This is a genomic window from Nesterenkonia halobia (genome assembly GCF_039536005.1).
Lineage (GTDB): Bacteria > Actinomycetota > Actinomycetes > Actinomycetales > Micrococcaceae > Nesterenkonia > Nesterenkonia halobia.
Genome location: NZ_BAAAYG010000005.1, coordinates 234395 through 258245 on the forward strand (window position 1 = coordinate 234395; position 23851 = coordinate 258245).

Sequence of the window (23851 nt, forward strand, 5' to 3'; positions counted from 1 at the left end):
CCCCCCGCCGCCGACCTCCGGTAGATTGGGCACTGTTCCGCGAGCGGACTGCTCCGATCGAGCCCGGCCCCGTCCGGGGCCCGACGGGGCGACGCTCGGCGAGGCGGCCGGTCTGTGCACCGCCGACCTCGACACCTGCTGATCCCGACCCCAGACCCCGAGGGAGACGTTCCTGCCGATGACGAAGATCATCTACACCCACACCGACGAAGCGCCGCTGCTGGCCACCTACTCGTTCAAGCCGATCGTCGAGGCCTTCGCCTCGACCGCCGGGGTCGAGGTCGAGACCCGGGACATCTCGCTGGCCGGGCGCATCATCGCCCAGTTCCCTGATCGGCTCACCGCCGAGCAGCGCGAAGAGGATGCGCTGGCGGCGCTGGGCGAGCTGGCCAAGACTCCCGAGGCCAACATCATCAAGCTGCCCAACATCTCCGCCTCGGTGCCGCAGCTCAAGGCCGCGATCGCCGAGCTGCAGGCGCAGGGCTACGACCTGCCCGACTACCCGGAGGCCCCGGAGTCCGACGCGGAGCGCGACGCGCGCGCCCGCTACGACCGGGTGAAGGGCTCGGCGGTCAACCCGGTGCTGCGCGAGGGCAACTCGGACCGCCGCGCGCCGGCGTCGGTGAAGGCCTACGTGCGGCAGAACCCGCACCGGATGGGCGAGTGGAGCGGCGACTCGAAGACGAACGTGGCGACCATGGGCGCCGACGACTTCGCCGCCAACGAGCAGTCGGTCGTCGTCGAGGAGGCCGGCACGCTGCGCATCCAGCTGGTCACCGCCGCCGGCGAGACTCAGGTGCTCAAGGAGGAGCTGCCGGTCGAGGCCGGCGAGGTCGTCGACGGCACCGTCATGAGCGCGCAGGCCCTGGACGAGTTCCTCTCCGCCCAGGTGGAGCGCGCCAAGCAGGAGGGCGTGCTCTTCTCCGCCCACCTGAAGGCCACGATGATGAAGGTCTCCGATCCCATCATCTTCGGCCACATCGTCAAGGCCTTCTTCCCGCGGCTCTTCGCCGAGCACGGCGAGACGCTAGCGCAGGCCGGCCTCTCGGCCAACGACGGACTGGCCTCGATCCTCTCCGGCGCCGAGGAGCTCGGCGAGGCCGGCGAGGCGATCAAGGCCGAGGTGCAGCGCGGCCTCGAGGAGGGGCCGCGGCTGTCGATGGTCGACGACTCCAAGGGCATCACCAACCTGCACGTGCCCTCCGACGTGATCATCGACGCCTCGATGCCGGCGATGATCCGCAACGGCGGCAAGGTCTGGGGCCCCGACGGCGAGACCGACGACACGCTGGCGGTCATCCCGGACTCCTCCTACGCCGGCGTGTACCAGGCCGCGATCGACGACTGCCGGGAGAACGGCGCGCTGGACCCGGCCACGATGGGCTCGGTGCCGAACGTCGGACTGATGGCGAAGAAGGCCGAGGAGTACGGCTCCCACGACAAGACCTTCGAGATCGCCGAGGCCGGCACGGTGCAGGTCGTCGACGGCGTCGGCCACGTGCTCATCGAGCACGAGGTCTCCCCGGGCGACATCTGGCGCGCCTGCCAGACCAAGGACGAGCCCATCCGCGACTGGGTCAAGCTGGCCGTCTCCCGCGCCCGCGAGTCCGGCGCCCCGGCGGTGTTCTGGCTCGACGCCGAGCGCGCCCACGACGCGAACCTCATCGGCAAGGTCGAGTCGGCGCTGCAGGAGCACGACACCGACGGCCTGGAGATCCGGATCATGGACCCGGTGGCCGCGACCCAGCACGCGCTGGGCCGTGCCCGCCGCGGCGAGGACACCATCTCGGTGACCGGCAACGTGCTGCGCGACTACCTGACCGACCTCTTCCCGATCCTCGAGCTGGGGACCTCGGCGAAGATGCTGTCCATCGTGCCGCTGATGGCCGGCGGCGGGCTCTTCGAGACCGGGGCCGGCGGATCCGCGCCGAAGCACGTCCAGCAGCTGATGGAGGAGGACTACCTGCGCTGGGACTCGCTGGGCGAGTTCTTCGCACTGGTGCCCTCGCTGCAGAAGTACGCCGAGCAGGCCGACGCCCCGCGGGCGAAGGTCCTGGCCTCGGCGCTGGACCGCGCGACGGCGACCTTCCTGATGGAGGACCGCTCGCCGGGCCGGAAGGTCGGCACCGTCGACAACCGCGGCTCGCACTTCTACCTGGCCCTGTACTGGGCGCAGGAGCTGGCGCAGCAGGACGAGGACGCCGAGCTGGCCGAGGTCTTCGGCCCGGTCGCCGAGCAGATGACCTCCCAGGAGGAGACCATCGTCGGCGAGCTCGCCGGCGTGCAGGGCCACGCAGTGGACCTGGCCGGCTACTACCGTCCCGACGCCGAGAAGGCCGATGCGGCCATGCGTCCGTCGGCGACGCTCAACGGCATCGTGGACGCGCTGAAGCGCTGACCTCGACGCCTCCGACCGTCTCCGACGGCGATATCTGAGCACGGGCCGGCTCCCTGCGGGGAGCCGGCCCGTCGTCGTCTCGTAGGATGGTGACTCGGAGCACGCCGGTGCTCCGCAGCTGAGCGCCAGTTCATCGTCTACCCATCGGAGGGGCCGTGACTTCCCGGATCCATCTCACCCACGCAGCACCGGAGCCGCTGATCGAGGGGCTGAGGGCCCAGGGGGCCGAGATCGTCGGAGCCGACGAACGTCCCACGGGGGTGATCGTCACCGGGATGTTCGCCGAACTGGATCTGGATCGGCTCCTCGAGGACAACCCGCAGGCGGAGTGGGTGCAGCTGCCCAGTGCCGGCATCGAGGCCTATGCCCCGTCGATGGCGCGCTTCCCCGAGCGGACCTGGACCTCGGCGAAGGGCGCCTATGCCGAACCGGTCGGCGAGCACGGACTGCTGCTCACCCTGGCGGCGCTGCGCCGGCTGACCGAGCGGGCCCGCGCGAAGACCTGGGGCGAGGCGCACGGCGAGTCGTTGCACGGGCTGCGCTGCGTCGTCGTCGGCGCCGGGGGAGTGGCCTCCGAGATGGTCCGGCTCTACAAGGCCTTCCGCACCCATGTCACCGTGGTGCGGCGCAGCTCCGCCCCGCTCGACGGCGCCGACCGCACGGTGAGCTTCGACCAGCTGGACGAGGTGCTCGACGGCGCCGACGTCCTCGGGCTCGCCGCCGCCGTCACCCCGGAGACCGAGCGGATGATCGGCGCCGCGCAGCTCGAGCGGCTCGCCGAGTCCGCCGTGGTCGTCAACGTCGGCCGCGGCCGGTTGATCGACCAGGAGGCGCTGGTCTCCACGCTGCGCGCCGGACGGCTCGGCGGCGCGGGACTGGACGTCACGGATCCGGAGCCGCTGCCCGACGGTCACCCGCTCTGGGAGCTGGAGAACTGCCTGATCACCCCGCACACCGCCGACACCCCGGAGATGGTGGCGCCGCTGCTGCGCGAGCGGGTGCTGGCCAACCACCGTCGGCTGCGCGACGGCGAGGAGCCGATCGGCGTGGCGAGTCCCGAGCGAGGCTACTGAGCCGCCGGCCGTCGCGCGCGGCGGCCTGGGCGGCGCCCGGAGACCCGAGGAGGGAGCTCGGCGAGGAGCTCCCCAGGAGAGGAGAAGCAGAGATGGCCCATGTGCTGACGATCGACGGGCGGACCCCGAGCCTCGGCGACGGGGTGTTCCTGGCCCCGACCGCCGCGGTCACCGGAGACGTGGCCCTGGCCGAGGGAGCCTCGGCCTTCTACAACACCTCGCTGCGCGGCGACTCCGCGCCCATCCGCGTCGGGGCCGGGACCAATGTCCAGGACGGCGCGGTGCTGCACGCCGACGCCGGCTTCCCGTGCACGCTCGGCGACTCGGTGTCGGTCGGGCACGGTGCGGTGGTGCACGGATGCACCGTCGGCGACGGGTCGCTGATCGGCATGGGCGCGACGGTGATGAACGGCGCCGTGGTCGGCGAGCAGTCGTTGGTCGCCGCCGGGGCGGTGGTGCTCGAGGGCACCGAGATCCCGCCGCGGTCGCTGGTGGCCGGGGTGCCGGGCAAGGTCCGTCGGGAGCTGACCGACGAGGAGGTCGCCGGCCTGGCCCGCAACGCCGAGACCTACCACCGGCTGCGCGATGCGCACCGGGCGGCGACGGGGGACGACGCGCAGGACTGAGCGCGGCCGGGCCGGAGGGTCCGGATCGGAGCATTCCAGGCCGATGGAGCGGCCCGGGACGAGTGCGAAGGGCCTGTGGAGATCGGTTTGCTCCGTTTTCGGTGATCCGGAACGATGATCGGGTGCGTCCCTCCGGGGCGTCACTGCCGTGCCCCGATCACTCGTCTCAGGAGAGGACCTCATGCCTCAGATCGTTCCGCCCTCCGCCCGCCTCGCCCCGCGCGCCGCCGCCGGTCTCGCCGGCGTCGCGCTGCTGACGCTGACCGCCTGCGGAGGCGGCGGCGAGGATCCCGCCGCCGAGGAGAGCCAGACCCCGGAGGTGCCGCCGGCGCCGGAGTACACCGAGATCGAGTCCGACATCTGGGACACGATGCTCGCCGCCGAGTCGGTCACGCTCTCGGTGGAGCTGTCCGCCGCGTTGATGAATCCGCAGGCCTCGTCGGATGCCGTGGTGGAGCAGGAGTACACCGGCAGCCTCGACGGAACGGCGTCGACGTTCCACGAACTCAACGACGGCGTCACCACGGAGATGAACATGCTCGAGGACGCCATCTACGTCCCGGGCGAGCTGGAGCTGGAGTCCATCGCTCGAGCCTCGGGAGACGCATTCTCGGCTGAGGACTTCGCCGCCGAGTTCGAGGGCAAGTGGGTCGACTACAGCGGACAGGTCGATCGTTCGCAGGCCTCCACCGCCGCCTTCCTGGAGCAGATGCGCTCCAGCATGGAGGACAACGGGGCGGCGAGCAGCCTCGAGGGCGAGGCCGAGACTCGCGAGGGCGAGGACGTCTGGGTCTACACCGGCGGTGGCGTGGAGGCCGTGGTCCGTGCCGGCGACGAGCCCGTCCTGCTGAGCTATGCCGGCGAGAGCGGCGGCGAGTCCGTCGACCTGACCTTCGAGGACTGGGACGCGTCCGAGGGGCCGGAGGAGCCCGCCGAGGAGGACGTGCTGTCCCTCGACGAGGTCCGCGCCATCGTGACCGGCTGATCGGCGGGAGCTGCTCGTGGCCCCGCTGACTTCCGCCGAGCGCCTCCAGGGCGTGCTCTTCCGCAGGAAGGACCCCGACCGACTCATGGTCCGACCCCGACGTGCCGATTCCGCCGGCGTCGTGCTCGCGGCGCTGCTGGCGCTGACCGGCTGCGGCGCCGGAGGAGACTCCGCATCCGGAGAGGAGGCCTCCTCCGGCGGTCCGAGTGCCGAGTCCTCCGCGGAGGATGCGGACACTCCGGACGTCCCGGAGGCCCCGGCCTATGCGGAGATCGAGACCGATCTCTGGGACACCATGCAGCAGGCCGACTCGGTGGCGATCACTGGCGAGATGCCCGGCACTTTCCTGAACTCCGAGGACGACGGCGAGGTGCGGTTGGTCTATGAGTTCTCCGGCGCGGTGGACGGCTCCGACGCGACGTACCGCGCAGTGCGTGACGAGACGGTGATCAGCAGGGCTCGGCTCGTCGGCGACGCCTACTATGAACCGGCCCCGATTCTGCTGGGCTCTCTGAGCCGGGCCGTGGAGAGCACGGAGATCCCCGAGCGCGCCCGCGACGAGGCCGCGGGGAAATGGGTCGAATGGGAGGAGGAGGAAGGCGTCGAGAGCCGGACGACCGAGCGCTTCCTGGAACACCTCCGCCGTGCGCTGGAGGGTCGGGATCCGCTCGTCACGTTCGACGGCGAGACTCGGACCCGCGACGGCGAGGAGGTCTGGGTCTACTCGGACGGCGTCTTCGAGGTCGTCGTCCGCCCCGGGGAGGAGCCGGTGCTGCTGAGCTGCGTCGGGGACGCCCGCGACGGGACCTTCGAGCTGACGTTCAGCGACTGGAACTCCTCGGAGGGGCCGGGGGCGCCTCCCGAGCAGAAGACGATGCCGCGCGCCGAGCTCGGCGAGCTGCTGGCCGGCTGACCCCTCGGCCGGCCGCGGTCAGTGGACGGCCAGGATCCGCCGAGCAGGTGGGCGGCTCCTCGACGCCTCGTGGGAGCTCGCCCAGAGTTCGGCTGAGGACCCGCTCTCGGCCTTTCCTCGAGCCCTCGGCGATGACCATCATGGCCACAGACCGTCCGCCCGGACGGTCTCCACGACCACCCGCGGAGCCGTCCGCGGCGGTCGTCGGCAGAGCCTCCGCGGAGGCATGACGAGGGAGGTGCAGACGTATGGCCGGCACCGATGCGAGCCGGATCCTGTCCGCCGCCGGCGCGCTGGGCGTGGCGTCGATGGCGGTCTTCGGCACGACGGCCTGGGACGATCCGCCCCGGCAGACGGCCGAGTCCGCGGCCGCCGAGGGCGGCGCCCCGGCGCCGTCGTCCGAGGACGACCTCGACTCCGGTGCGGAATCCGGCGACGCCGGAGCGTCCGGCCCGGAGGGCGACGAGCTCGACGGCTGACCCCGACCCTTTCCCACGCGGCCGCGCGAGTCCTCAGCCCGCCCTGCACACGAACGGCCCCTCGTCCGACCCGGCGGAACCGGGCGGACGAGGGGCCGTCGTCATGCGCGGCGGAGCCGCGGCGCGGGAGGATCAGCCGTTCTTGACGGCGTCCTCGATGCGCTGGCCGATCTCGGCGTCGACGTTCTTCCAGTACTGGAAGGCGTTGGAGAGCACCGGCTCCTGCACGCCGTCGGAGAGCGCGCCGGAGACGGTCTCGACCAGGCGGTCGCGCTGGGCGTCGTCGAAGACCTCGCGGACCAGGATGCCCGGCTGGCCGAAGTCATCGTCGTCGGCGCGCAGCGTGTAGGCCTGGCGCACCAGCTCGCCGTCGGTCTCCCAGCCGTTGTCGACCGGGCCCTGCTCGTCGGACCAGGTGGAGCCCTCCACCGTGTTCGGGGCGTAGACCGGCTTGGTGCCGGAGTGGTCGAACCACATGTTGCCCTCGAAGTTGTAGGTGTGGACCTCGTTCTTCGGCCGATTGACCGGCAGCTGCTGGAAGTTGGTGCCGATGCGGTAGCGGTGGGCGTCCGCGTAGGCGAAGTTGCGGCCCAGCAGCATCTTGTCCGGGGAGTTGCCGGTGCCCGGGACCATGTTCGCCGGCGAGAAGGCGGCCTGCTCGATCTCGGCGAAGAAGTTCTGCGGGTTCCGGTTCAGCGTCAGCGTGCCGACCTTGATGCGCGGGTAGTCCTGCTGCGGCCAGATCTTGGTCAGGTCGAAGGGGTTGATCCGGTAGGTCTTGGCGTCCTCGTACGGCATGACCTGCACGTAGAGGGTCCAGGACGGGTGGTTGCCCTTCTGGATGTTCTCGTAGAGGTCGCGGCGGTGGAAGTCCGCGTCGGCGCCGGCCAGGCGCTCGGCCTCCTCATTGGAGAGACCCTCGACGCCCTCGTCGTTGATGAAGTGGTACTTCACCCAGAAGCGCTGACCGTCGGCGTTGTTCCACTGGTAGGTGTGCGAGCCGTAGCCGTTCATCAGCCGCCAAGACGCCGGCAGGCCGCGGTCGCCCATCAGGTAGGTCACCTGGTGGGCCGACTCCGGGTTCTGCGTCCAGAAGTCCCACTGCATGTGGTTGTCGCGCAGGCCCGAGGACGGCAGGCGCTTCTGCGAGCGGATGAAGTGCGGGAACTTCATGGGGTCGCGGACGAAGAAGACCGGCGTGTTGTTGCCGACCAGGTCGAAGTTCCCCTCCTCGGTGTAGAACTTCAGCGCGAAGCCGCGCACGTCGCGCCAGGTGTCGGGGGAGCCCAGCTCGCCGGCGACGGTGGAGAAGCGCAGCAGCGTCTCGGTCTTCTTGCCGGGCTGGAACAGGTCGGCCTCGGTGTACTGCGAGACGTCCTCGGTGACCTCGAAGGTGCCGAAGGCGCCGGCGCCCTTGGCGTGCGGGCGACGCTCGGGGACGTTCATCCGGTTGAAGTGCGCCAGGGTCTCGACCAGGTGGTGGTCGTGCAGCAGCAGCGGACCGTCGGGGCCGACGCTCAGCGAGTTGCGATCGCTGACTGCGGGGATGCCGGCCTGGGTCGTCGACCCGGTGCCGTGCGGGGTGGAGTCGGTGCTCATCACACGTCCCTTTCTTCTCTGCTCGGGTGGATCCTCGGGTGGACGGGGTCAGCGGGAGGCCCCGGAGACCGGCGCGCCGGCCTCCGTCTCGCCCGGGTGCGCCGTGCCCCTGCGTCGCGTCGTGCCGCCGCTCCCGGCGTCGCTCGGACCCGCCGCGGAGGCGCAGTCGTCGCAGATCCCGCGGAAGACGACGTCGGCCACCTCGATGGCCATGCCCAGGCCGTCCGGCGGCGTGAGGCACGGGGCCTGGCCGTGGAGGCACTCGACATCCTCGATCCGCCCGCAGACGGTGCAGATGGCGTGGTGGTGATTGTCGTCGGTGCGGGTCTCGTAGCAGGCCGGGGATCCCGGCGGGTCGACACGGCGCAGCAGCTCGGCGGCGGTGAGGTCGTGCAGCACGGTGTACACCGACTGCACGCTGATCTCGGGAAGGCGCTCGGTGACTGCCGAGTGGATGGCCTCCGCCGGGTGGTGCGGCAGGCTCGCGACGGCGTCGAGCACGGCCAGGCGCTGCCGGGTGACGCGCAGTCCGCGGTCACGCAGCAGACTGCGCCAGTCCGTCTCGGTCGTCGAGCTCATGGCATCCAGTGTGCCGCAGATCTGAGTGATTCACAATAACGCTCGGTGCGGTCGTCAGGGCGGGGTGCGGCCGCGCGGAGTGCGACATCGCTCAGACAGGTCCGTCCTGCCTCACGGGGGTTTAGCGAACGTTGCCGTGATGTTTTGGAACTGCCCGGGGGAGTTTGCCCGCCGTTCATGCTCCGGTGGTGTCGGGGCATGATCGGACTGTCACGGTGATCTGCGGCGTCACCCCGGGAGGCCAGGTCAGCCGCACGTCGGCGCTCTGTGCCGGCGCTCCGCCGGCACGGCGGGCATTCCGGACCAGCCCACGACACCCCTGAAAGGACCCCTGAGTGCCAGTTCGCGAGATGCTTCCGATGCTCGACCACGTCCGTGGCAAGCGCAGCGCCGTCACCTGCGCGCTGAAGTGCGACAACATCTGTGCGCGCGCCGCCTGCAACACCTCGGACAACGACTACTTCCGCGACGTCGCCTCCTCGGCGCTGTCCCGCCGGCAGATGCTCGGCGCCGGAGCCGCCGGCGCGCTGGCCCTCGCCGTCGGCGCCGCCTCCGACGTCGCCGGCGCCCAGCCCGCCGCCGCGAAGTCCTGGGGAGCCTCGAAGCTGACGTTCACTCCGATCGATCCGGTGCATCACGCCGTCGACGGCCTCATCGTCCCGGAGGGCTACACCTGGGAGCCGGTCATCCGCTGGGGCGACGGCCTCTTCCCGGACTCGCCGTCCTTCGACCCGGAGAACCAGAGCGCCGACTCCCAGGCGAAGCAGTTCGGGTACAACAACGACTACCTGGAGATCCAGGAGGTGCCGGGCAGCAACGGCCGGCGCGGCCTGCTCTTCGCCAACCACGAGTACACCAACGAGAACCTGATGTTCCCGGACTCGACGGACGAGGCCACCCGCCGGGCGGTGGGCATGGCCGCCCACGGCATGACGGCCGTGGAGGTCGTCCGGAAGAACCGCAACGACGCCTGGAGCGTCGACGTCGCGGGCTCGCGCAACCGCCGCTTCACCATGCACACCGAGTACACCTTCGACGGCCCGCTGCGCGGCTCCGAGCTGCTGGCCACTGCCGACGACCCCGAGGGCGTCTCGGTGCGCGGGACGATCAACAACTGCGCCGGCGGGCTCACCCCCTGGGGCACCATGCTCTCCGGCGAGGAGAACTTCCACGGCTACTTCGTCTCCGCCGGGACCTCCGAGGCCGACCGCCGCTACGGGATCACCGCCGAGGCCACCGCCCGCGGCTGGGAGATCGACGAGCCGCGCTTCGACGCCCGCAACGCCGGGCATGAGCACGAGAAGAACAAGTTCGGCTGGATCGTCGAGGTCGACCCGTGGGACCCGGAGTCGACCCCGGTCAAGCACACCGGCCTGGGCCGCTTCAACCACGAGGGCGCGACGGTGATCATCGCCGACTCCGGCCATGCGGTGGCCTACTCCGGCGACGACGCCCGCTTCGAGTACCTCTACAAGTTCGTCTCCCGCGACACCTACGTCGAGGGCGACCGTGAGCACAACAAGACCCTGCTCTCCGAGGGCGACCTCTACGTCGCCCGCTTCACCGGCAACTCGCCGGCCGGCGAGATCGACGGCTCCGGTGCGGTGCCCTCCGACGGCGCCTTCGACGGCGGCGGCACCTGGCTGCCGCTGCTCGTCGACGGCGCCTCGCAGGTCTCCGGCTTCAGCGTCGAGGAGGTGCTGGTCCACACTCGGCTGGCCGCCGACGCCGTCGGGGCCACCAAGATGGACCGCCCGGAGGACGTCGAGCCCAACCCGGTCACCGGCCGGGTCTACATGGCCTGCACCAACAACGACGAGCGCGCCACGGCGGGCCACGCCGGCGTCGACGAGCCGAACCCGCGGGCGAAGAACCGCGACGGCCACGTCGTCGAGATCACCGAGCAGGGCGACCAGACCGCGACGTCCTTCGGCTGGACGCTGGTGCTGGTCTGCGGCGATCCCGCGCAGGGCGATGCGACCTACTTCTCCGGCTTCCCGGCCGACCAGGTCTCGCCGATCTCCTGCCCGGACAACGTCGCCTTCGACTCGGTGGGGAACCTGTGGATCTCCACCGACGGCGCCCCCAGCGGCATCGGCTACTGCGACGGGCTCTTCCGCGTCCAGCTGGAGGGCGAGGACCGCGGGCTGGTCGAGCAGTTCCTCTCCGTGCCGGCCGGCGCGGAGACCTGCGGCCCGGTCATCCGCGACACCCAGCGCACCGCCTTCGTCGCCGTCCAGCACCCCGGCGAGGACGGCAGCTGGCAGACCCCGCAGTCCTTCTTCCCGGACTACGTGGACTCCGACGGCGACGGTCGGTTCGCCATGCCGCGCCCGTCGGTCGTCCAGGTCCTGAAGGGCAAGCCCAAGCGCGGCACCGCCGACCGCCGGCAGCGTCAGCTGATCGGCGAGGCCCACTCCGGCGGCGCGCTGCGTCAGGGGCCGGCGCTGGGCTGAAGCACCCGGCCCGTGGCCCGACCGGTCGGTAGAATGGCGCGGAACGACATCGAGGAGCAGCCGGCGGCGCCGGCCGTCGGCTGCTCCGCCCCGCGACAGGAGCGTTGGTGAATCGGGACACACGACGACGCATCACCGCGGCCGAGGTCGCCGAGCGTTCCGGTGCCTCGCGCAGCGCCGTCTCTCTGGTGCTCAACGGCCGAGCCGACGGCAACGTCGCGCCGTCGCTGCAGGAACGGATCCGCGCGGCCGTGGACGAGCTGGGCTACGTCCCGCAGAGCGTCGGACGGTCTCTGCGCTCGCGGAGCACGCGCACCGTCGGCGTGATCACCGACGAGATCGTCACCTCTCCCTTCGCCGGGGGGATCATCAGCGGCGCCGGCGTCGTCGCCCGAGAGCACGGCTTCATGATCATGGTGGCCGACACCGAGGGCGAGGAGGACCTCGTTCGGGAGATGTCCGAGGTCTTCTTCTCGCGCAGTGTGGACGCCCTGATGCTGGCCACCGGCGGACTGGTCGACGTGGCCCCGCCGCAGGAGCTCCTGGCCCTGCCGGCGGTGCTGGCGAACTGCCTGGGCCCAGCCGACGGGGCGCCGAGCGTCGTCGCCGACGAGGCCGGCGGGTCGGTGCAGGCCGTCGAACACCTGCTGGCCCTGGGCCACCGAGACATCGTCCAGCTGGCCGGCACCGAGGACTCGCCGGCCACCGCGCGGCGGCGCGCGGGCTTTCTCCGGACCGCCGAGGGGCGCGCTGCCCCGTGGACGATCCCCTGCGGCTGGGAGATCGACGAGGGATACCGCGCCGCGGCCGCGCTGTTCGACGACGGCGATCCGGACGGTCGACCCACCGCGATCCTCGCCTCCAACGACCGCACCGCTGTCGGTGTGCTCCTGGCGGCGGCCCACCGGGGAATCCGAGTGCCGGAGGAGCTCTCGGTGGTCGGCGTCGACGACCAGGCGCATGTCGCCTCGTGCGTGGTGCCGGCGCTGACATCGGTGGCGCTGCCGCACCGCGGGATCGGTGCCCGGGCCATGGAGATCCTGCTGCACCAGGTGCCGGGCGTCGCCGTCGAGGCGGGGGCCGCCGGGCCCCCGGCTCCCGGCGACGTCGGCGCCGCGGAGCTGATCAGTACGGAGCTGATGGTGCGGGACTCCACTGCCGCAGCTCCCACCAGGTGACGGTGGCCTCCTCCTCGGCCTCCAGCCGCCAGAGCTGTCCGTCGTGCGGTTCGACGCGGAGCGTGCAGGGGGCGTCGTCCGGTCGATAGATCTCCACGATGGAGTGGTCGATGACCAGCCGCTCAGCTCGTCCGGAGAACGCGGTCTCGAGAGGGTCGCCGTGATCGTCGAGCATGATCAGTCGGACGGATGCTCCGCCGGGCGTGTCGGCCTCGACGAGGGCGTCGCACGCCGAGGGCAGGTCCACGGCCGGGGACGTGCCGGTGCCGATCCTGTGTCGGAGGGCCTCGCCGGCCCGCCAGCCCTCGCACTCCGGCGCCGGGGTGCTGATCAGCCGTCCGTCGCGGAGGAACAGTTCGCGCGGCCAGGTCAGCAGGCCGGCCCAGCCGGCGGCATCCGACGCCTCCTGCGAGCGCTCCTCCCGGGCCCAGCCGACGAGCAGGGCTCGGTCGTCGTGGACCAGAACCTGCGGCGCATAGAACGAGTCGCCGTCGTCGACGGCCGCTGTGCTGCGCACCGTCGGTCGCGGCACGGGGTCGTCGCTCGTGGGTTCAGCCACGTCGAGCAGCAGCGCCCGGGTGCTGTTGCGCACGGTGACGCCGTCCTCGTCCGAGTGCCAGCGGCAGATGATCAGCGCCCAGCATCCGGCGTCCTCGAACGGCACCAGCTGCGGACACTCCCAGATCTCGGCGTCGACGTCGGCGGGCGTCTCGGAGGAATCGAGCCATATGCCGCAGTAGGTCCAGTGCCAGAGGTCGGCGGCGTCGTAGAGCAGCACTGCGGCCCGGCCGTCGGCCAGACCCGCGCCCTGCAGCGCCCAGCGGCGTCCTCCGATGGTCAGCAAGAAGGGGTCGCGGACAGCCGTGACTCGTTCGTCGTCGGGCATGCCGGCCGCGACGTGACGATCCGGCCCCCACCGGCGCAGGTCCGAGGATCCGCGGACCAGCGTCACGCGGGAGGAGCCGTCGAACCGCTGCACGCCGCTGTAGACCGCCACGGGGCCCTCGCCGTCGAAGCCCATGACTCCCGACCAGCAGCCGGCGCGGTCCGGTCCCTCCTCGGGCGGGGCGAGGGCGACTGGTTCCTCCGTCCAGGCCACCAGGTCCGGGGAGGAGAGATGGCCCCAGTGGACATTCCGATGCTGCGCCGAGTCCGGGTTGTACTGGAAGAAGACGTGCCAGACGCCGTCGACGCGGCAGAGTCCGTTGGGATCATTCAGCCACCCCGAGGCCGGGCGGGGGTGTGCGACGGGGAACGCCGGGTCCGTGGACGATCGGAGGGTCGCCGCGGGCGAGTCGTGGGGGGAGGAGGTGGTCATGGGGTCCTTTCAGGAGATCGGAGCGGGGATCGGGGCTGGGGACTATTTGCCGGCGCCGGCGGTGAGCCCCTCGCGGAGGTAGCGCTGGCCGAAGAGGAAGACGATCAGCGCCGGGATCATCGACAGGATCACTCCGGCGAGCACCACGGAGATGCTGCCCGTGCCCAGGTTCCCCTGCAGCGAGACCAGCCCCAGCGGGAGGGTGAAGTTCTCCTGGGAGCTGGTCAGCACCAGCGGTCGGAAGAACTCGTTCCAGTGATAGTTGAACGCCAGGATGCCGACGATCGCCATCCCCGGGGCGGCCAGCGGCAGGTAGACGGAGAAGAAGATCCGCCACGGCCCCGCGCCGTCCAGCGAGGCGGCCTCGGCATAGTCGCCGGGCAGGTTCAGGAAGTGCTGGCGCATCAGGAAGGTGCCGAAGGCAGTGGGCACCGCCGGGATGATCAGCGCCAACAGAGTGTCCGCCAGGCCCATGCCGCGGATGAGCATGAACACCGGCACGATGGTGACCTGCACCGGGATCATCATCGTGGCCAGCACCAGGGCGAAGAGCAGCCCGGAGCCGCGGAAGGGCAGACGGGCGAAGACGTAGCCGGCCATCGCCGCAGTGATCATCTGGCCGCCGGCGATCAGCGCGGTGACCAGCGCGGAGTTGGTCACCAGGCGGATGACGTCGATCTGCGCGAACACCTCCGTGTAGGCGGTGAGGTCCGGGCTCAGCGGCAGGAAGTGCGGCGGCAGGTCGAAGGACTCGGCTGGGGCCCGCAGCGAGGTGGAGAGCGTCCACATCACCGGCCCGAGCACCATCAGCGCCGCCAGGCCCATGAAAAGCAGCGCCGCGGCGCGCGACGGCGAGGGCAGACGGAGCCGACGACGTCGGCGCGTCGACGGGCGGCGGGCGGGGGAGTCCGGGGCGGACTCGGAGGCGGCGCGCGGGGCCGCCTGCTCGGAGGTGGACGGGAGAGTGGTCATGACAGGCTCCTCTCGATGGAGAGTCGGCGGGCGGGACGCCTCACTGGTAGAAGACGAAGCGGCGGGAGAGCCGGAACTGGATCCAGGTGATGAGCATGATCAGGGCCATCAGGACCAGCCCTGCGGCCGAGGCGAGGCCGAACTCGAGACGCTGGAACGCGGCTTCGAAGACGACCATCACTGCCGAGCGGGTGGAGTCGCCCGGGCCTCCGCGAGTCAGCACGTAGGGCTGATCGAAGACCTGCAGGGCGGTGATCATCGCGGTGACCGAGGCGACCAGCAGCGAGGGCGAGATCAGCGGCAGGGTGACGTTCTTGAAGGCCTTCCAGCCGCGGGCGCCGTCGATCTCTGCGGCCTCGTAGAGCTCTTGGGGCACGGCGGCGATGCCGCCGAGCAGGATGAGGAAGGAGAATCCGAAGTTCTGCCAGACGAAGACGAAGATGACCACCGCGGCGGCTCCGGTCGAGGTGGTCAGCCAGGGCACCTGGGCGATGCCCACAGTGCCGAGCAGCCAGTTCACGACGCCGAACTGTTCGTTGAACATGTAGCGCATGAAGATCGAGACGCTGGCCGCGGAGAGCACCAGCGGGAAGAAGAACGTCGAGCGGAAGAACAGTCGCAGCCAGACCGGCATGCGTGACTGCACCATCACCGCGAGGAACACCGCCAGGGCGAGCTGCAGCACCACGGCGACGACGACGAAGACGATGGTGTTCAGGAAAGCCGTGCGCACGGTGGCGTCTGCGCCCAGGGCGATGAAGTTGTCCAGCCCGGCGAACTCCGGGGCGGTGATCAGGTCCCACTCGAAGAACGCCAGCGCCAGTGATCCCACGATCGGCAGCAGGGTGAAGATGCCCATGCCCAGCACGGTCGGGGCCAGCAGCAGGATGATGACCCAGCGCTCGGAGCGGCGGCTCCTCCGCGCGCGGGTCTGTGACGGGGAGTCGTCGGCGGAGGGACGCGAGGTGGGGCGCGACGTGCTGCGGGTCGGTGCGGTGTCGATGCTCATGCTGCCTTCTCCATCGCTGCGGTGAGTTCACGATCGAGCCGCTCGAGAGCGGCGTCGAGCTGCGCCGGACCGCCGCCCATTCCGCTGGCGACGTTCCGGGCCAGGGCGTTCTCCACCTCCGCCTGCTGCGGCGGGGCGGGGATCGGACCGGAGGTGGGGAACTGGTCGAGGGTGTCGTAGAAGACCTTCCAGTTGTGCGGTCCGGTCTCGCTGTAGAAGGCTTCGTCGACCATGGAACGGCGGGTCGGCGTCGTCGACGGCGTCGGGAAGGCCGTCTCCATGGCCTCCTTGCGGGCGGTGAAGGAGAGCCAGCGCCAGGCCTGCTCCTTGCGCGTCGACGAGCGGAGGATCGAATAGCCCGCCGTGCCGAACTGGTGGCGCTGTGTCCGCCACTGCGGGAAGTACTGCACGTCGAACGCGTCGGGTGACATGCCGGCTTCGTGCAGGCCCTGGGCCCAGTAGCCGCCGGCGGGAGTGGCGCCGATGCGCGAGGAGCCGAAGAGTCCGACCAGCGCATTGCCGCCGCCCTCCTCCGGGCGGACGCTCAGGTCGTCGGCCACCCAGCCGCGGAGCCGCTCGAAGGTCTCGTGGACCCGGTCGGAGGAGACGTTGGAACCGGTCCACCGATAGCCGCCGCGGCGGGAGGCCGTCTTCTCCGGCGGGTAGAAGGTGTCCCAGAGCCAGTCGCCGCCGTCGAACCGCTCCTCGGTGAGGATGCTGGTGTCATTGGCATAGAGCCAGGGCACGATGCCGCCGAAGAGTCGGTTGGTCCAGTAATAGGGCACGAAGTTCTCGGGCGACTGCGCCTGCATGGTGCGCAGCATCCCCTCGAACTCCTCGACGCCCCAGTCCGGCGCGGGGAGCTCCAGTCCGGCCCGCTGCAGCGCGTCCCGGTTGAGGTACATATTGGCCGCGTTGAAGTCCAGCGGCAGCGCGTAGAGGCTGCCCCGGTACATGAAGGCCTCGACCAGCGCGGGGTGGACGTCCTGGAAGTAGTCGACCATCTGTGGAGCCTCGGAGGTGATCCACTCGTCGAGCGGCTCGGCGAGCCGCTCGGCGAAGAGCTGGGCGCCCTCGGTCGCGAGGTACACCACGTCCGGAGCGGTGCCCGAGGCGACCATCGTGAGCAGCTTGGTGAAGAACCCGCCCCAGTCGGCGGACTGGATGGCATCGATCTGCACGGGGATGTCCGGGTTCTCCGCCATGAAGGCGTCCGCGAGGTCCTGTCGCGCGGCGGCATCCTGGGTGGTCCCCTGGATGGCGACGCGCAGCACGTCCTCGCCGCGGCCGGGGATGTCGGAGCCGGTCAGCCGCGGCCATGCCGCGACGGTGGCGCCCGCGGCGGCGAGCCCGCCGGTGCCGAGCAGAGCTCGACGAGTGATGGACCTGGTGGTCGAGGGGTGGGGCATGAATCCTCCTAACACGTGTGAGGAAACCTACTGTGAGCCGCCCCACATGTCAACGAGGTGGTGAACGGCCGAGAGGTCGGCGGGAGTGCGAGGAGTGCGTCCCGGGCGGGCCCGGCTCGTGCGGGGCGTCCGGTGTGCGGACATCATCGGAATTCGTCCGTCGCGCGGCGCCTCCGGCGTTAGACTGTCTGCGGACTGCGGCACCACGCATGGGCGGCATGCCCACCGGCGTGGCTCCGGGAGCGGGCCCGGCGCGCGGCCTCGGCGAGGCGCGCGGGGGTCCGCGGCGTCGTGCCGCCGTCGTCCCCTGAACTTCCCAGCGAGGAGACCGCGTCGATGACTGCAGCTGAGCCCACCCTCAACGTCAACACCGCGCCCCTGTCCGACGTCGACCCGGAGATCGCCCAGGCGATAGACGCCGAGCTCGGCCGCCAGCGCGGGACCCTGGAGATGATCGCCTCCGAGAACTTCGTGCCGCGAGCGGTCCTCGAGGCCCAGGGATCGGTGCTGACCAACAAGTACGCCGAGGGATATCCGGGACGCCGGTACTACGGCGGCTGCGAGTTCGTCGACGTCGCCGAGAACCTGGCCCTCGACCGGGTCAAGGAGCTCTTCGGCGCCGAGTACGCCAATGTCCAGCCGCACGCCGGCGCCCAGGCCAACGTCGCGGTGATGACCGCCTTCCTCAAGCCCGGCGACAAGCTGATGGGCCTCTCGCTGGCCCACGGCGGCCACCTGACCCACGGCATGAAGCTGAACTACTCGGGCAAGTTCCACGAGGTCGCCGCCTACGAGGTCGACGCGGAGACCGGCATGATCGACATGGAGAAGGTGCGCGAGCAGGCGCTGGCCGAGCGGCCGGACATGATCGTCGCCGGCTGGTCGGCCTACCCGCGGCAGCTCGACTTCGCCGCCTTCCGCGAGATCGCCGACGAGGTCGGAGCGATCCTCTGGGTCGACATGGCCCACTTCGCCGGACTCGTCGCCGCCGGCCTGCACCCGAATCCGGTGCCCTACGCCGACGTGGTGACCTCCACGGTGCACAAGACGCTGGCCGGGCCGCGCTCGGGGCTGATCCTGGCGAAGGAGGAGCACGCGAAGAAGCTCAACTCCGCAGTCTTCCCGGGTCAGCAGGGCGGGCCGCTGATGCACGCGATCGCCGCGAAGGCCATCGCCTTCAAGATCGCCGGCTCCGAGGACTTCAAGCAGCGTCAGCGGCGCACCGTCGACGGCGCGAAGACCCTGGCCGAGCGCCTGACGGCCGACGACGTCACCGCCCACGGGGTCTCGGTGCTCACCGGCGGCACCGATGTGCACCTGGTGCTGGTCGACCTGCGCGACTCCTCGCTGGACGGCAAGCAGGCCGAAGACCTGCTCCATTCGATCGGCATCACCGTCAACCGCAACGCGGTCCCGAACGACCCGCGTCCGCCGATGGTCACGTCCGGGCTGCGCATCGGCACCCCGGCGCTGGCCTCCCGCGGCTTCGGCGACGCCGAGTTCCGCGAGGTCGCCGAGATCATCGCCGAAGTGCTCAAGACCGGCGCCGAGCACGCCGAGGACGGCGTCCCGGCCGCCGAGCTGTCGGCGCTCCGCACCCGCGTGGAGCAGCTGGCGGCCGACTTTCCGCTGTACGAGGGCCTGGAGGAGTGGTGATGGCCGAGCAGATCACACAGACGGCGCAGGTGCTGGACGGCCGCGCCACGGCGAAGGCGCTCAAGGAGGAGCTCACCGAGCGGGTCGCGGCGCTGAAGGAGCGCGGCGTCGTCCCCGGACTCGGCACGGTGCTGGTCGGGGCCGACCCGGCCTCGCAGACCTATGTGGCCGGCAAGCACCGTGACTGCGCCGAAGTGGGCATCCACTCGATCCAGCGCGAGCTCGACGGCGACATCTCCGAGGAGGAGCTGCTCGCCGAGATCGCCGCGCTCAACGCCGACGACGCCTGCACCGGCTACATCGTCCAGCTGCCGCTGCCGGGTCACATCGACACCCAGCGCGTGCTGGAGGCCATGGACCCGGACAAGGACGCCGACGGCCTGCATCCGACGAACCTCGGGCGCCTGGTGGCCTCGGTGCGCGGCGAGCTGCAGTCCCCGCCGCCGTGCACTCCGCAGGGCTGCCTGGACCTGCTCGAGCGCCACGGCCTCGACCTCGACGGCAAGCACGTGGTCGTCGTCGGCCGCGGGGTGACCATCGGTCGGCCGATCGGGCTGCTGCTCACCCGCCGTGAGGTGAACGCGACTGTGACGCTGTGCCACACCGGCACCCGCGACGTCGAGACGCACCTGGCCCAGGCCGACGTCGTCGTCGCCGCGGCCGGGGTGAAGCACATGGTCGACCCGCAGGTGCTCAAGCCCGGCGTGATCGTCCTCGACGTCGGCGTGACCCGCGAGGAGGATCCCGAGACCGGCAAGGCGACGATCTTCGGCGACGTCGCCCCCGGCATCGAGGATGTGGCCTCCTGGTACTCGCCGAACCCCGGGGGCGTGGGTCCGATGACCCGCGCGGAGCTGCTGGCCAACGTGGTCGAGTCCGCCGAACGGCAGGCCGGCTGACGCGCTGAGCGCCCTCCGTCATCGAGTGGCGGCTCCCAGCGGCATCTGACCTCGCGACACGGCGTGTCGGAGGGAGGTTGCCGCTGGGAGCCGCCACTCGATATGTGCGGGGAGGGGCGAGGGGTGCCCGTTCAGCTCCTGCACATCCCGGGGGATCCGCGCGACGACGCGCCGTGCCGTCCCCAGGGCCTGCTCGTCGCCCTCGCACAGGACGGATCATCGGGTCTGCTGGGGCCATGGAGTTCCCGCTGGATGACCGACGCCGCCGACTGCCGTCCACTGTGCCGCCCGGCGGACACACCGTCCGAGACCTGCACGACGCCGCCCTGGACGCCGGGGAGATCCGGCATGCTGTCGGGTACGGTACGCTCACGCCCCTCGGCCGCGGCATCTACGCCGCCGGCGACGTCGACAGGGCCGCGGCTCTGCTCGAGGTCCTCACCGACGAGCGGTGCGCGGCCAGCCACGGGACGGCGGCCGCGCTGCTCGGGCTCCCCGAGCACGAGCTCAGACTCCCGGTCCACCTGACGACGCCGACGGCCGGCTTCCGCGTCCAGCGTCCCGAGGTCGTCCCGCACCGGTCGGACGTCCCCGAGGACCAGATCGTCGAGCGTGCGGGGATCCGCTGCACGAGTCCGGCGCGGACCTGGGTGGATATGGCGCAGACGCTGCCGCCGCTGGGCGCCCTGGTGCTGGCCGATCAGATCCTGCGGCCGCCGCGACGGGAGTTCGGCGAGGTCGGCGAGGCACTCGCCGGTCCCGAGGAGCTGCATGAGGCCGTGGCCCGGCGCCGGGGATCCCGCGGCATCCGGCAGATCCGCCGGGTGGCTGAGCTGGCCCGGGTCGGGGTGGACTCGCCGCGGGAGACGGCGCTGCGCTACGCCGTGCATCGGGCGGGGCTCCCGGATCCTCGGGTCAATCCGCGGATCGGCGACGAGCCGGGGTGGACGTTCCAGCCGGACCTGGCCTTCGACGCCTTCCGCGTCGCCGTCCAGTACGAAGGGACCGCGGTCCACTCGAGGTCCGACCAGGTGCTCCGCGACGTCCGGCGGGCCGATATCGCCGCGGCGCTGGGCTGGCTGGAGGTTCGCATCACCAAGGAGCACAGCGTCGACGACTGGCGGCCGGCGATCCGCAAGATCGTCCAGGCGCTGCTCTCCCGCGGGTGGACCGGGCGCTGAACCGCTCACCGTCATCGACTGGCGACTCCCAGCGGCATCTGACCTCGCAACACGGCGTGTCGCAGGGAGGATCATGCTGGGAGCCGCCACTCGATGCACCGGAGAGGGCCGCCCCGGGCGGAGAGGCTCCCCGGACCCCTCGCCGCTCACCGCAGGAAGAGCCGGCGCATCCGCCACGTCGCCACGCTCAGCCCGACGACGACCATCACCACGTAGTACCCGATGTGCACCAGAGTCATCGCATCGCCGGTGCGGAAGGCGATGTCGCGCATCAGCTCGACGCCGTGCCAGAGCGGCATCGCCTGCACCAGCGCCTGCACGCCGGCGGGATAGACGTCGATGGGGAAGAGGGTGGCGGAGAAGAGGAACATCGGCATCAGCACCATCATCATCCAGTCCATCTGCTGGAACCGGGTGAAGAACGAGGTCACCGCCATGCCGACCGCGGCGAAGCCCAGCGCGATGAACAGCGCGGTGACCCACATCAGCGCTGCCGAGACGCCGTCGACCAGCCCGGCGCCGACGAGCACCGCCAGGAACCCGACCGAGTAGATCGCCCCGCGGAAGAGCGCCAGACCGATCTCGCCGAGCGCGACGTCGACCGGTCCGAGCGAGGTGGCCATCATCGTGCGGAAGAGCTTGGTGATCTTCAGCTTGAAGAACACGTTCCAGGTGGAGTCGAAGATCGCCCCGTTCATCGCCGAGACGGCCAGCAGCGCCGGAGCGATGAACGTCGCATAGCTGATCGTGCCGTCCTGCCCGACGCCGGCCTGCTCGGCCTGGATGCCCGAGATCATCGGGCTGATGCCCAGTCCGAAGGAGGCCAGGAAGAGGATCGGCTCGAGGAAGCCGGAGACGAACAGCACGCCGCGGTTGTTCCGGATCGCCGAGAGCCCGCGGGCGAAGACCGCCCGGATGTTGCCCGAGTACCAGCCGGCGCCCGCCCCGGTGCGGAACTGGGCGACCGGCGCCGGCCCCGCGGGCCCGTCGTCGTCGCGCAGCTCGGCCACCCGGGCCTCGCGGCGGGCGTCGGCCCGGGCGCCGGGGGTGCGGCCTCGCCACTCGGCGAGACCGAGTCGACGGGTGAAGACGTGCACCGTCGTCCACCAGGCCAGCAGCGTGACCATCACGAGGTAGCCGAGATGCGCGGCGATCATCGCCGGCGAGGTCGGCTGGTCGAAGCTGAGCACCCGGCCGAGCTCGTTGGCGTGCCAGATCGGCGAGATCCAGCCGATCGCCTGCAGCGGGCCCGGCAGGTTCTCCAGCGGGTAGAAGGTCCCGGAGAAGAGGAACAGCGGCATGATCACGAAGCGCTGGATCAGCGCGCCGTGACCCTTCTCCTCGCGCAGCGTGGAGATGTAGGCCATGATCGGCACGCCCAGCGCCAGGCCGCCCAGCGTCGCGGTGAGGATCTGCAGCCAGACCAGCGGCGACGACGTCGCGCCGACGAGCACCAGCACGCCGGTGAAGACCGCGGAATGGAAGAGGAAGCGCACGCAGACCGCGAGGATGTGGCCGGACGCGATCTGCGCCGGCGTCAGCGGCGTGGCCTGAGCTCCGTAGTAGAGCCGGCGCCAGGTGAAGCCCTCCAGCACCGGGAAGGCGAACTCGATGCCGGCGGTCATCGCCACTGTCGCGGCGAGCACGCCGGGGCCGATGTACATCAGGTACGACTCCGCGCCGAGCTCCGCGACCGCGGGGGCGTCGCCGACGAGCAGGCCCAGTCCCAGGCCCATGGCCAGGATGTACATCAGCGGCTCGGCGACGGAGCTGGTGACGATGACTCCGGCGTAGGCGCGCATGCTGCGCAGCGTCCGCTCGGCCTGGTGCAGCGCGCCGAGCCGGCGGGTGCGGCGGGTCAGCCGGTCCTTGTCGGCGGTCGGAGAGTAGGGCGCGGCGACGCCGGCGGCCGGGGCGCCCTCGGGACCGGCGTCACTCAACGAGACTCCTGCCGGTCAGCCGCAGGAAGACGTCCTCGAGCGAGGAGCGGCGCACCAGCGAGGTCATCGGGCGCAGTCCGGCGGTGTGGACGGCCTCCAGCGCGGACTCGGCGGCGTCGGCGTAGACCAGCAGCCGGTCGGGGAGGATCTCGACGTGGCTGTAGCCCAGCGGCTCGGCGCGCGGGGCGAGCAGCGTGTCCAGCTGCTCGGCGAGCTCGGCGTTGCGGTCCATCCCGAAGCGCAGCTCCAGCACCTCGCGGGTGGAGTGGGCGCGGATGAGCTCGGACGGGCCGCCCTCGGCCATGATGCGGCCCTGGTCGACGACGATGAGCCGGTCGCAGAGCTGTTCGGCCTCGTCCATGTGATGAGTGGTCAGCACCAGCGTGGTGCCCCGCTCCTTCAACCGGAAGAGACGGTCCCACAGGATGTGCCGGGCCTGCGGGTCGAGGCCGGTGGTCGGCTCGTCGAGCAGCAGGATCTCCGGATCGTTGACCAGGGCGCGGGCGATGGTCAGCCGGCGCTTCATCCCGCCGGAGAGATCCTCCACCCGGGATCCGGCCTTGGCGGTGAGCTGGGCGAACTCGAGCAGCTCGGCGGTCTTGGCGCGCAGCCAGCGCCGGGGCAGGCCGAAGTAGCGGCCGTACATGATGATGTTCTCCCGGACGCTGAGCTCCTCGTCCAGGTTGTCCTGCTGCGGGATCACGCCGAGTCGGGCGCGCACCGCCGGACCCTGCCGCTCGGGGTCCAGGCCGGCGACCCGCATCGTGCCGGAGGTGCGGGCGGCGACGGCGGCGATCATCCGCATCGCCGTCGACTTGCCGGCGCCGTTCGGGCCCAGCAGCCCGAAGGACTCGCCGCGGGCGACGCGGAAGTCGATCCCGTCGACGGCGGTGAAGGTCCCGTACTGCTTGGTCAGCGCCGTCGCGACGATCGCCGCGTCCTCGGCGGCAGCTGATCCGTCCGCGGGCCCGGCGGGGGCGGCCGCGGACTGCGGGCCGGCTGCGGACGCACCGGAGGTGCGGAGAGGACGGGGCATGCCCGGCAGTCTACGGCGGCGACGGCGGCGTGGCCAGGGTCATGCCACAGGATTCCGGGCGGCGAGCCGCCTGTTCGCGGCCGTCGCCGGGCGTCGCCGCCCCGGTGCCGGCGCCCCGGGCTCGGGCCGGGGAGAGGCGTGAGGG

The 23851-nt window shown here is 71.2% G+C and carries 19 protein-coding genes; 11 read left to right on the forward strand and 8 right to left on the reverse strand.

Annotated features, from left to right (window positions below):
* The first annotated feature begins 178 nt into the window (after positions 1-178).
* The 6 genes from ABD652_RS07670 to ABD652_RS07695 all read left to right on the forward strand — a co-directional run bounded on the left by ABD652_RS07670 (position 179) and on the right by ABD652_RS07695 (position 6474).
* Positions 179-2398 (forward strand): NADP-dependent isocitrate dehydrogenase, encoded by a 2220-nt coding sequence (locus tag ABD652_RS07670; RefSeq protein WP_344719901.1) that lies wholly within the window; start codon positions 179-181, stop codon positions 2396-2398.
* A 155-nt stretch (positions 2399-2553) separates the two neighbouring features.
* Positions 2554-3471 (forward strand): D-isomer specific 2-hydroxyacid dehydrogenase family protein, encoded by a 918-nt coding sequence (locus ABD652_RS07675; protein WP_344719903.1) that lies wholly within the window; start codon positions 2554-2556, stop codon positions 3469-3471.
* Positions 3472-3563: 92 nt separating this feature from the next.
* The gene (locus ABD652_RS07680) at positions 3564-4097 is read left to right on the forward strand and encodes a gamma carbonic anhydrase family protein (protein ID WP_344719904.1); all 534 of its coding nucleotides are present in this window, start codon (positions 3564-3566) and stop codon (positions 4095-4097) included.
* 181 nt (positions 4098-4278) lie between these two features.
* The gene (locus ABD652_RS07685) at positions 4279-5082 is read left to right on the forward strand and encodes a hypothetical protein (protein ID WP_344719906.1); all 804 of its coding nucleotides are present in this window, start codon (positions 4279-4281) and stop codon (positions 5080-5082) included.
* 16 nt (positions 5083-5098) lie between these two features.
* Positions 5099-5995 carry a hypothetical protein gene (locus tag ABD652_RS07690; RefSeq protein WP_344719908.1) on the forward strand — a complete coding sequence of 299 codons (897 nt, stop codon included), beginning with the start codon at positions 5099-5101 and terminating at the stop codon, positions 5993-5995.
* A 248-nt stretch (positions 5996-6243) separates the two neighbouring features.
* Entirely contained in the window at positions 6244-6474 is a 231-nt protein-coding gene (locus ABD652_RS07695; protein WP_344719910.1) for a hypothetical protein, read from the forward strand.
* Positions 6475-6606: 132 nt separating this feature from the next.
* Here the strand turns inward: ABD652_RS07695 and ABD652_RS07700 are convergent, their stop codons facing one another.
* A complete protein-coding gene (locus tag ABD652_RS07700) occupies positions 6607-8073 on the reverse strand; it encodes a catalase (protein WP_344719912.1) in 1467 nt (488 codons plus the stop codon).
* A gap of 48 nt (positions 8074-8121) precedes the next feature.
* Complete coding sequence (locus ABD652_RS07705; protein ID WP_344719914.1) at positions 8122-8652, reverse strand: Fur family transcriptional regulator; 531 nt, start codon at positions 8650-8652, stop codon at positions 8122-8124.
* Between the two features lie 350 nt (positions 8653-9002).
* Here ABD652_RS07705 and ABD652_RS07710 point away from each other — a divergent pair, with 350 nt between their 5' ends.
* Entirely contained in the window at positions 9003-11108 is a 2106-nt protein-coding gene (locus tag ABD652_RS07710; protein ID WP_344720454.1) for a PhoX family protein, read from the forward strand.
* Positions 11109-11215: 107 nt separating this feature from the next.
* On the forward strand, positions 11216-12286 hold the full coding sequence (locus tag ABD652_RS07715) for a LacI family DNA-binding transcriptional regulator (RefSeq protein WP_344719916.1): 1071 nt from the start codon (positions 11216-11218) through the stop codon (positions 12284-12286).
* Here the strand turns inward: ABD652_RS07715 and ABD652_RS07720 are convergent.
* The 4 genes from ABD652_RS07720 to ABD652_RS07735 all read right to left on the reverse strand — a co-directional run bounded on the left by ABD652_RS07720 (position 12234) and on the right by ABD652_RS07735 (position 16994).
* Positions 12234-13604: a glycoside hydrolase family 32 protein gene (locus tag ABD652_RS07720; RefSeq protein WP_344719918.1), complete on the reverse strand. Its 1371-nt coding sequence runs from the start codon at positions 13602-13604 to the stop codon at positions 12234-12236. The two genes, ABD652_RS07715 and ABD652_RS07720, sit on opposite strands and share 53 nt — an antisense overlap.
* Before the next feature lie 42 nt (positions 13605-13646).
* Positions 13647-14429, reverse strand: a complete 783-nt coding sequence (locus ABD652_RS07725; protein WP_246160973.1) for a carbohydrate ABC transporter permease — start codon at positions 14427-14429, stop codon at positions 13647-13649.
* Between the two features lie 187 nt (positions 14430-14616).
* Positions 14617-15585, reverse strand: coding sequence for a carbohydrate ABC transporter permease (locus ABD652_RS07730; RefSeq protein WP_344719920.1), 969 nt, complete (start codon positions 15583-15585; stop codon positions 14617-14619).
* Positions 15582-16994 carry an extracellular solute-binding protein gene (locus ABD652_RS07735; RefSeq protein WP_344719923.1) on the reverse strand — a complete coding sequence of 471 codons (1413 nt, stop codon included), beginning with the start codon at positions 16992-16994 and terminating at the stop codon, positions 15582-15584. The genes ABD652_RS07730 and ABD652_RS07735 overlap by 4 nt, the downstream gene beginning before the upstream one ends.
* 336 nt (positions 16995-17330) lie before the next feature.
* Here ABD652_RS07735 and glyA point away from each other — a divergent pair, with 336 nt between their 5' ends.
* From glyA to ABD652_RS07750, 3 genes are all read left to right on the forward strand, one after another.
* Complete coding sequence (gene glyA, locus ABD652_RS07740) at positions 17331-18650, forward strand: serine hydroxymethyltransferase (protein WP_344719925.1); 1320 nt, start codon at positions 17331-17333, stop codon at positions 18648-18650.
* A gap of 11 nt (positions 18651-18661) precedes the next feature.
* Complete coding sequence (locus tag ABD652_RS07745; RefSeq protein WP_344720457.1) at positions 18662-19549, forward strand: bifunctional methylenetetrahydrofolate dehydrogenase/methenyltetrahydrofolate cyclohydrolase; 888 nt, start codon at positions 18662-18664, stop codon at positions 19547-19549.
* Between the two features lie 236 nt (positions 19550-19785).
* The gene (locus ABD652_RS07750) at positions 19786-20730 is read left to right on the forward strand and encodes a hypothetical protein (protein ID WP_344719928.1); all 945 of its coding nucleotides are present in this window, start codon (positions 19786-19788) and stop codon (positions 20728-20730) included.
* Between the two features lie 146 nt (positions 20731-20876).
* Here the strand turns inward: ABD652_RS07750 and ABD652_RS07755 are convergent, their stop codons facing one another.
* The gene (locus ABD652_RS07755) at positions 20877-22670 is read right to left on the reverse strand and encodes an ABC transporter permease (RefSeq protein ID WP_344719930.1); all 1794 of its coding nucleotides are present in this window, start codon (positions 22668-22670) and stop codon (positions 20877-20879) included.
* Positions 22663-23706, reverse strand: coding sequence for an ABC transporter ATP-binding protein (locus ABD652_RS07760; protein WP_344719932.1), 1044 nt, complete (start codon positions 23704-23706; stop codon positions 22663-22665). The genes ABD652_RS07755 and ABD652_RS07760 overlap by 8 nt, the downstream gene beginning before the upstream one ends.
* Positions 23707-23851 lie beyond the last annotated feature (145 nt).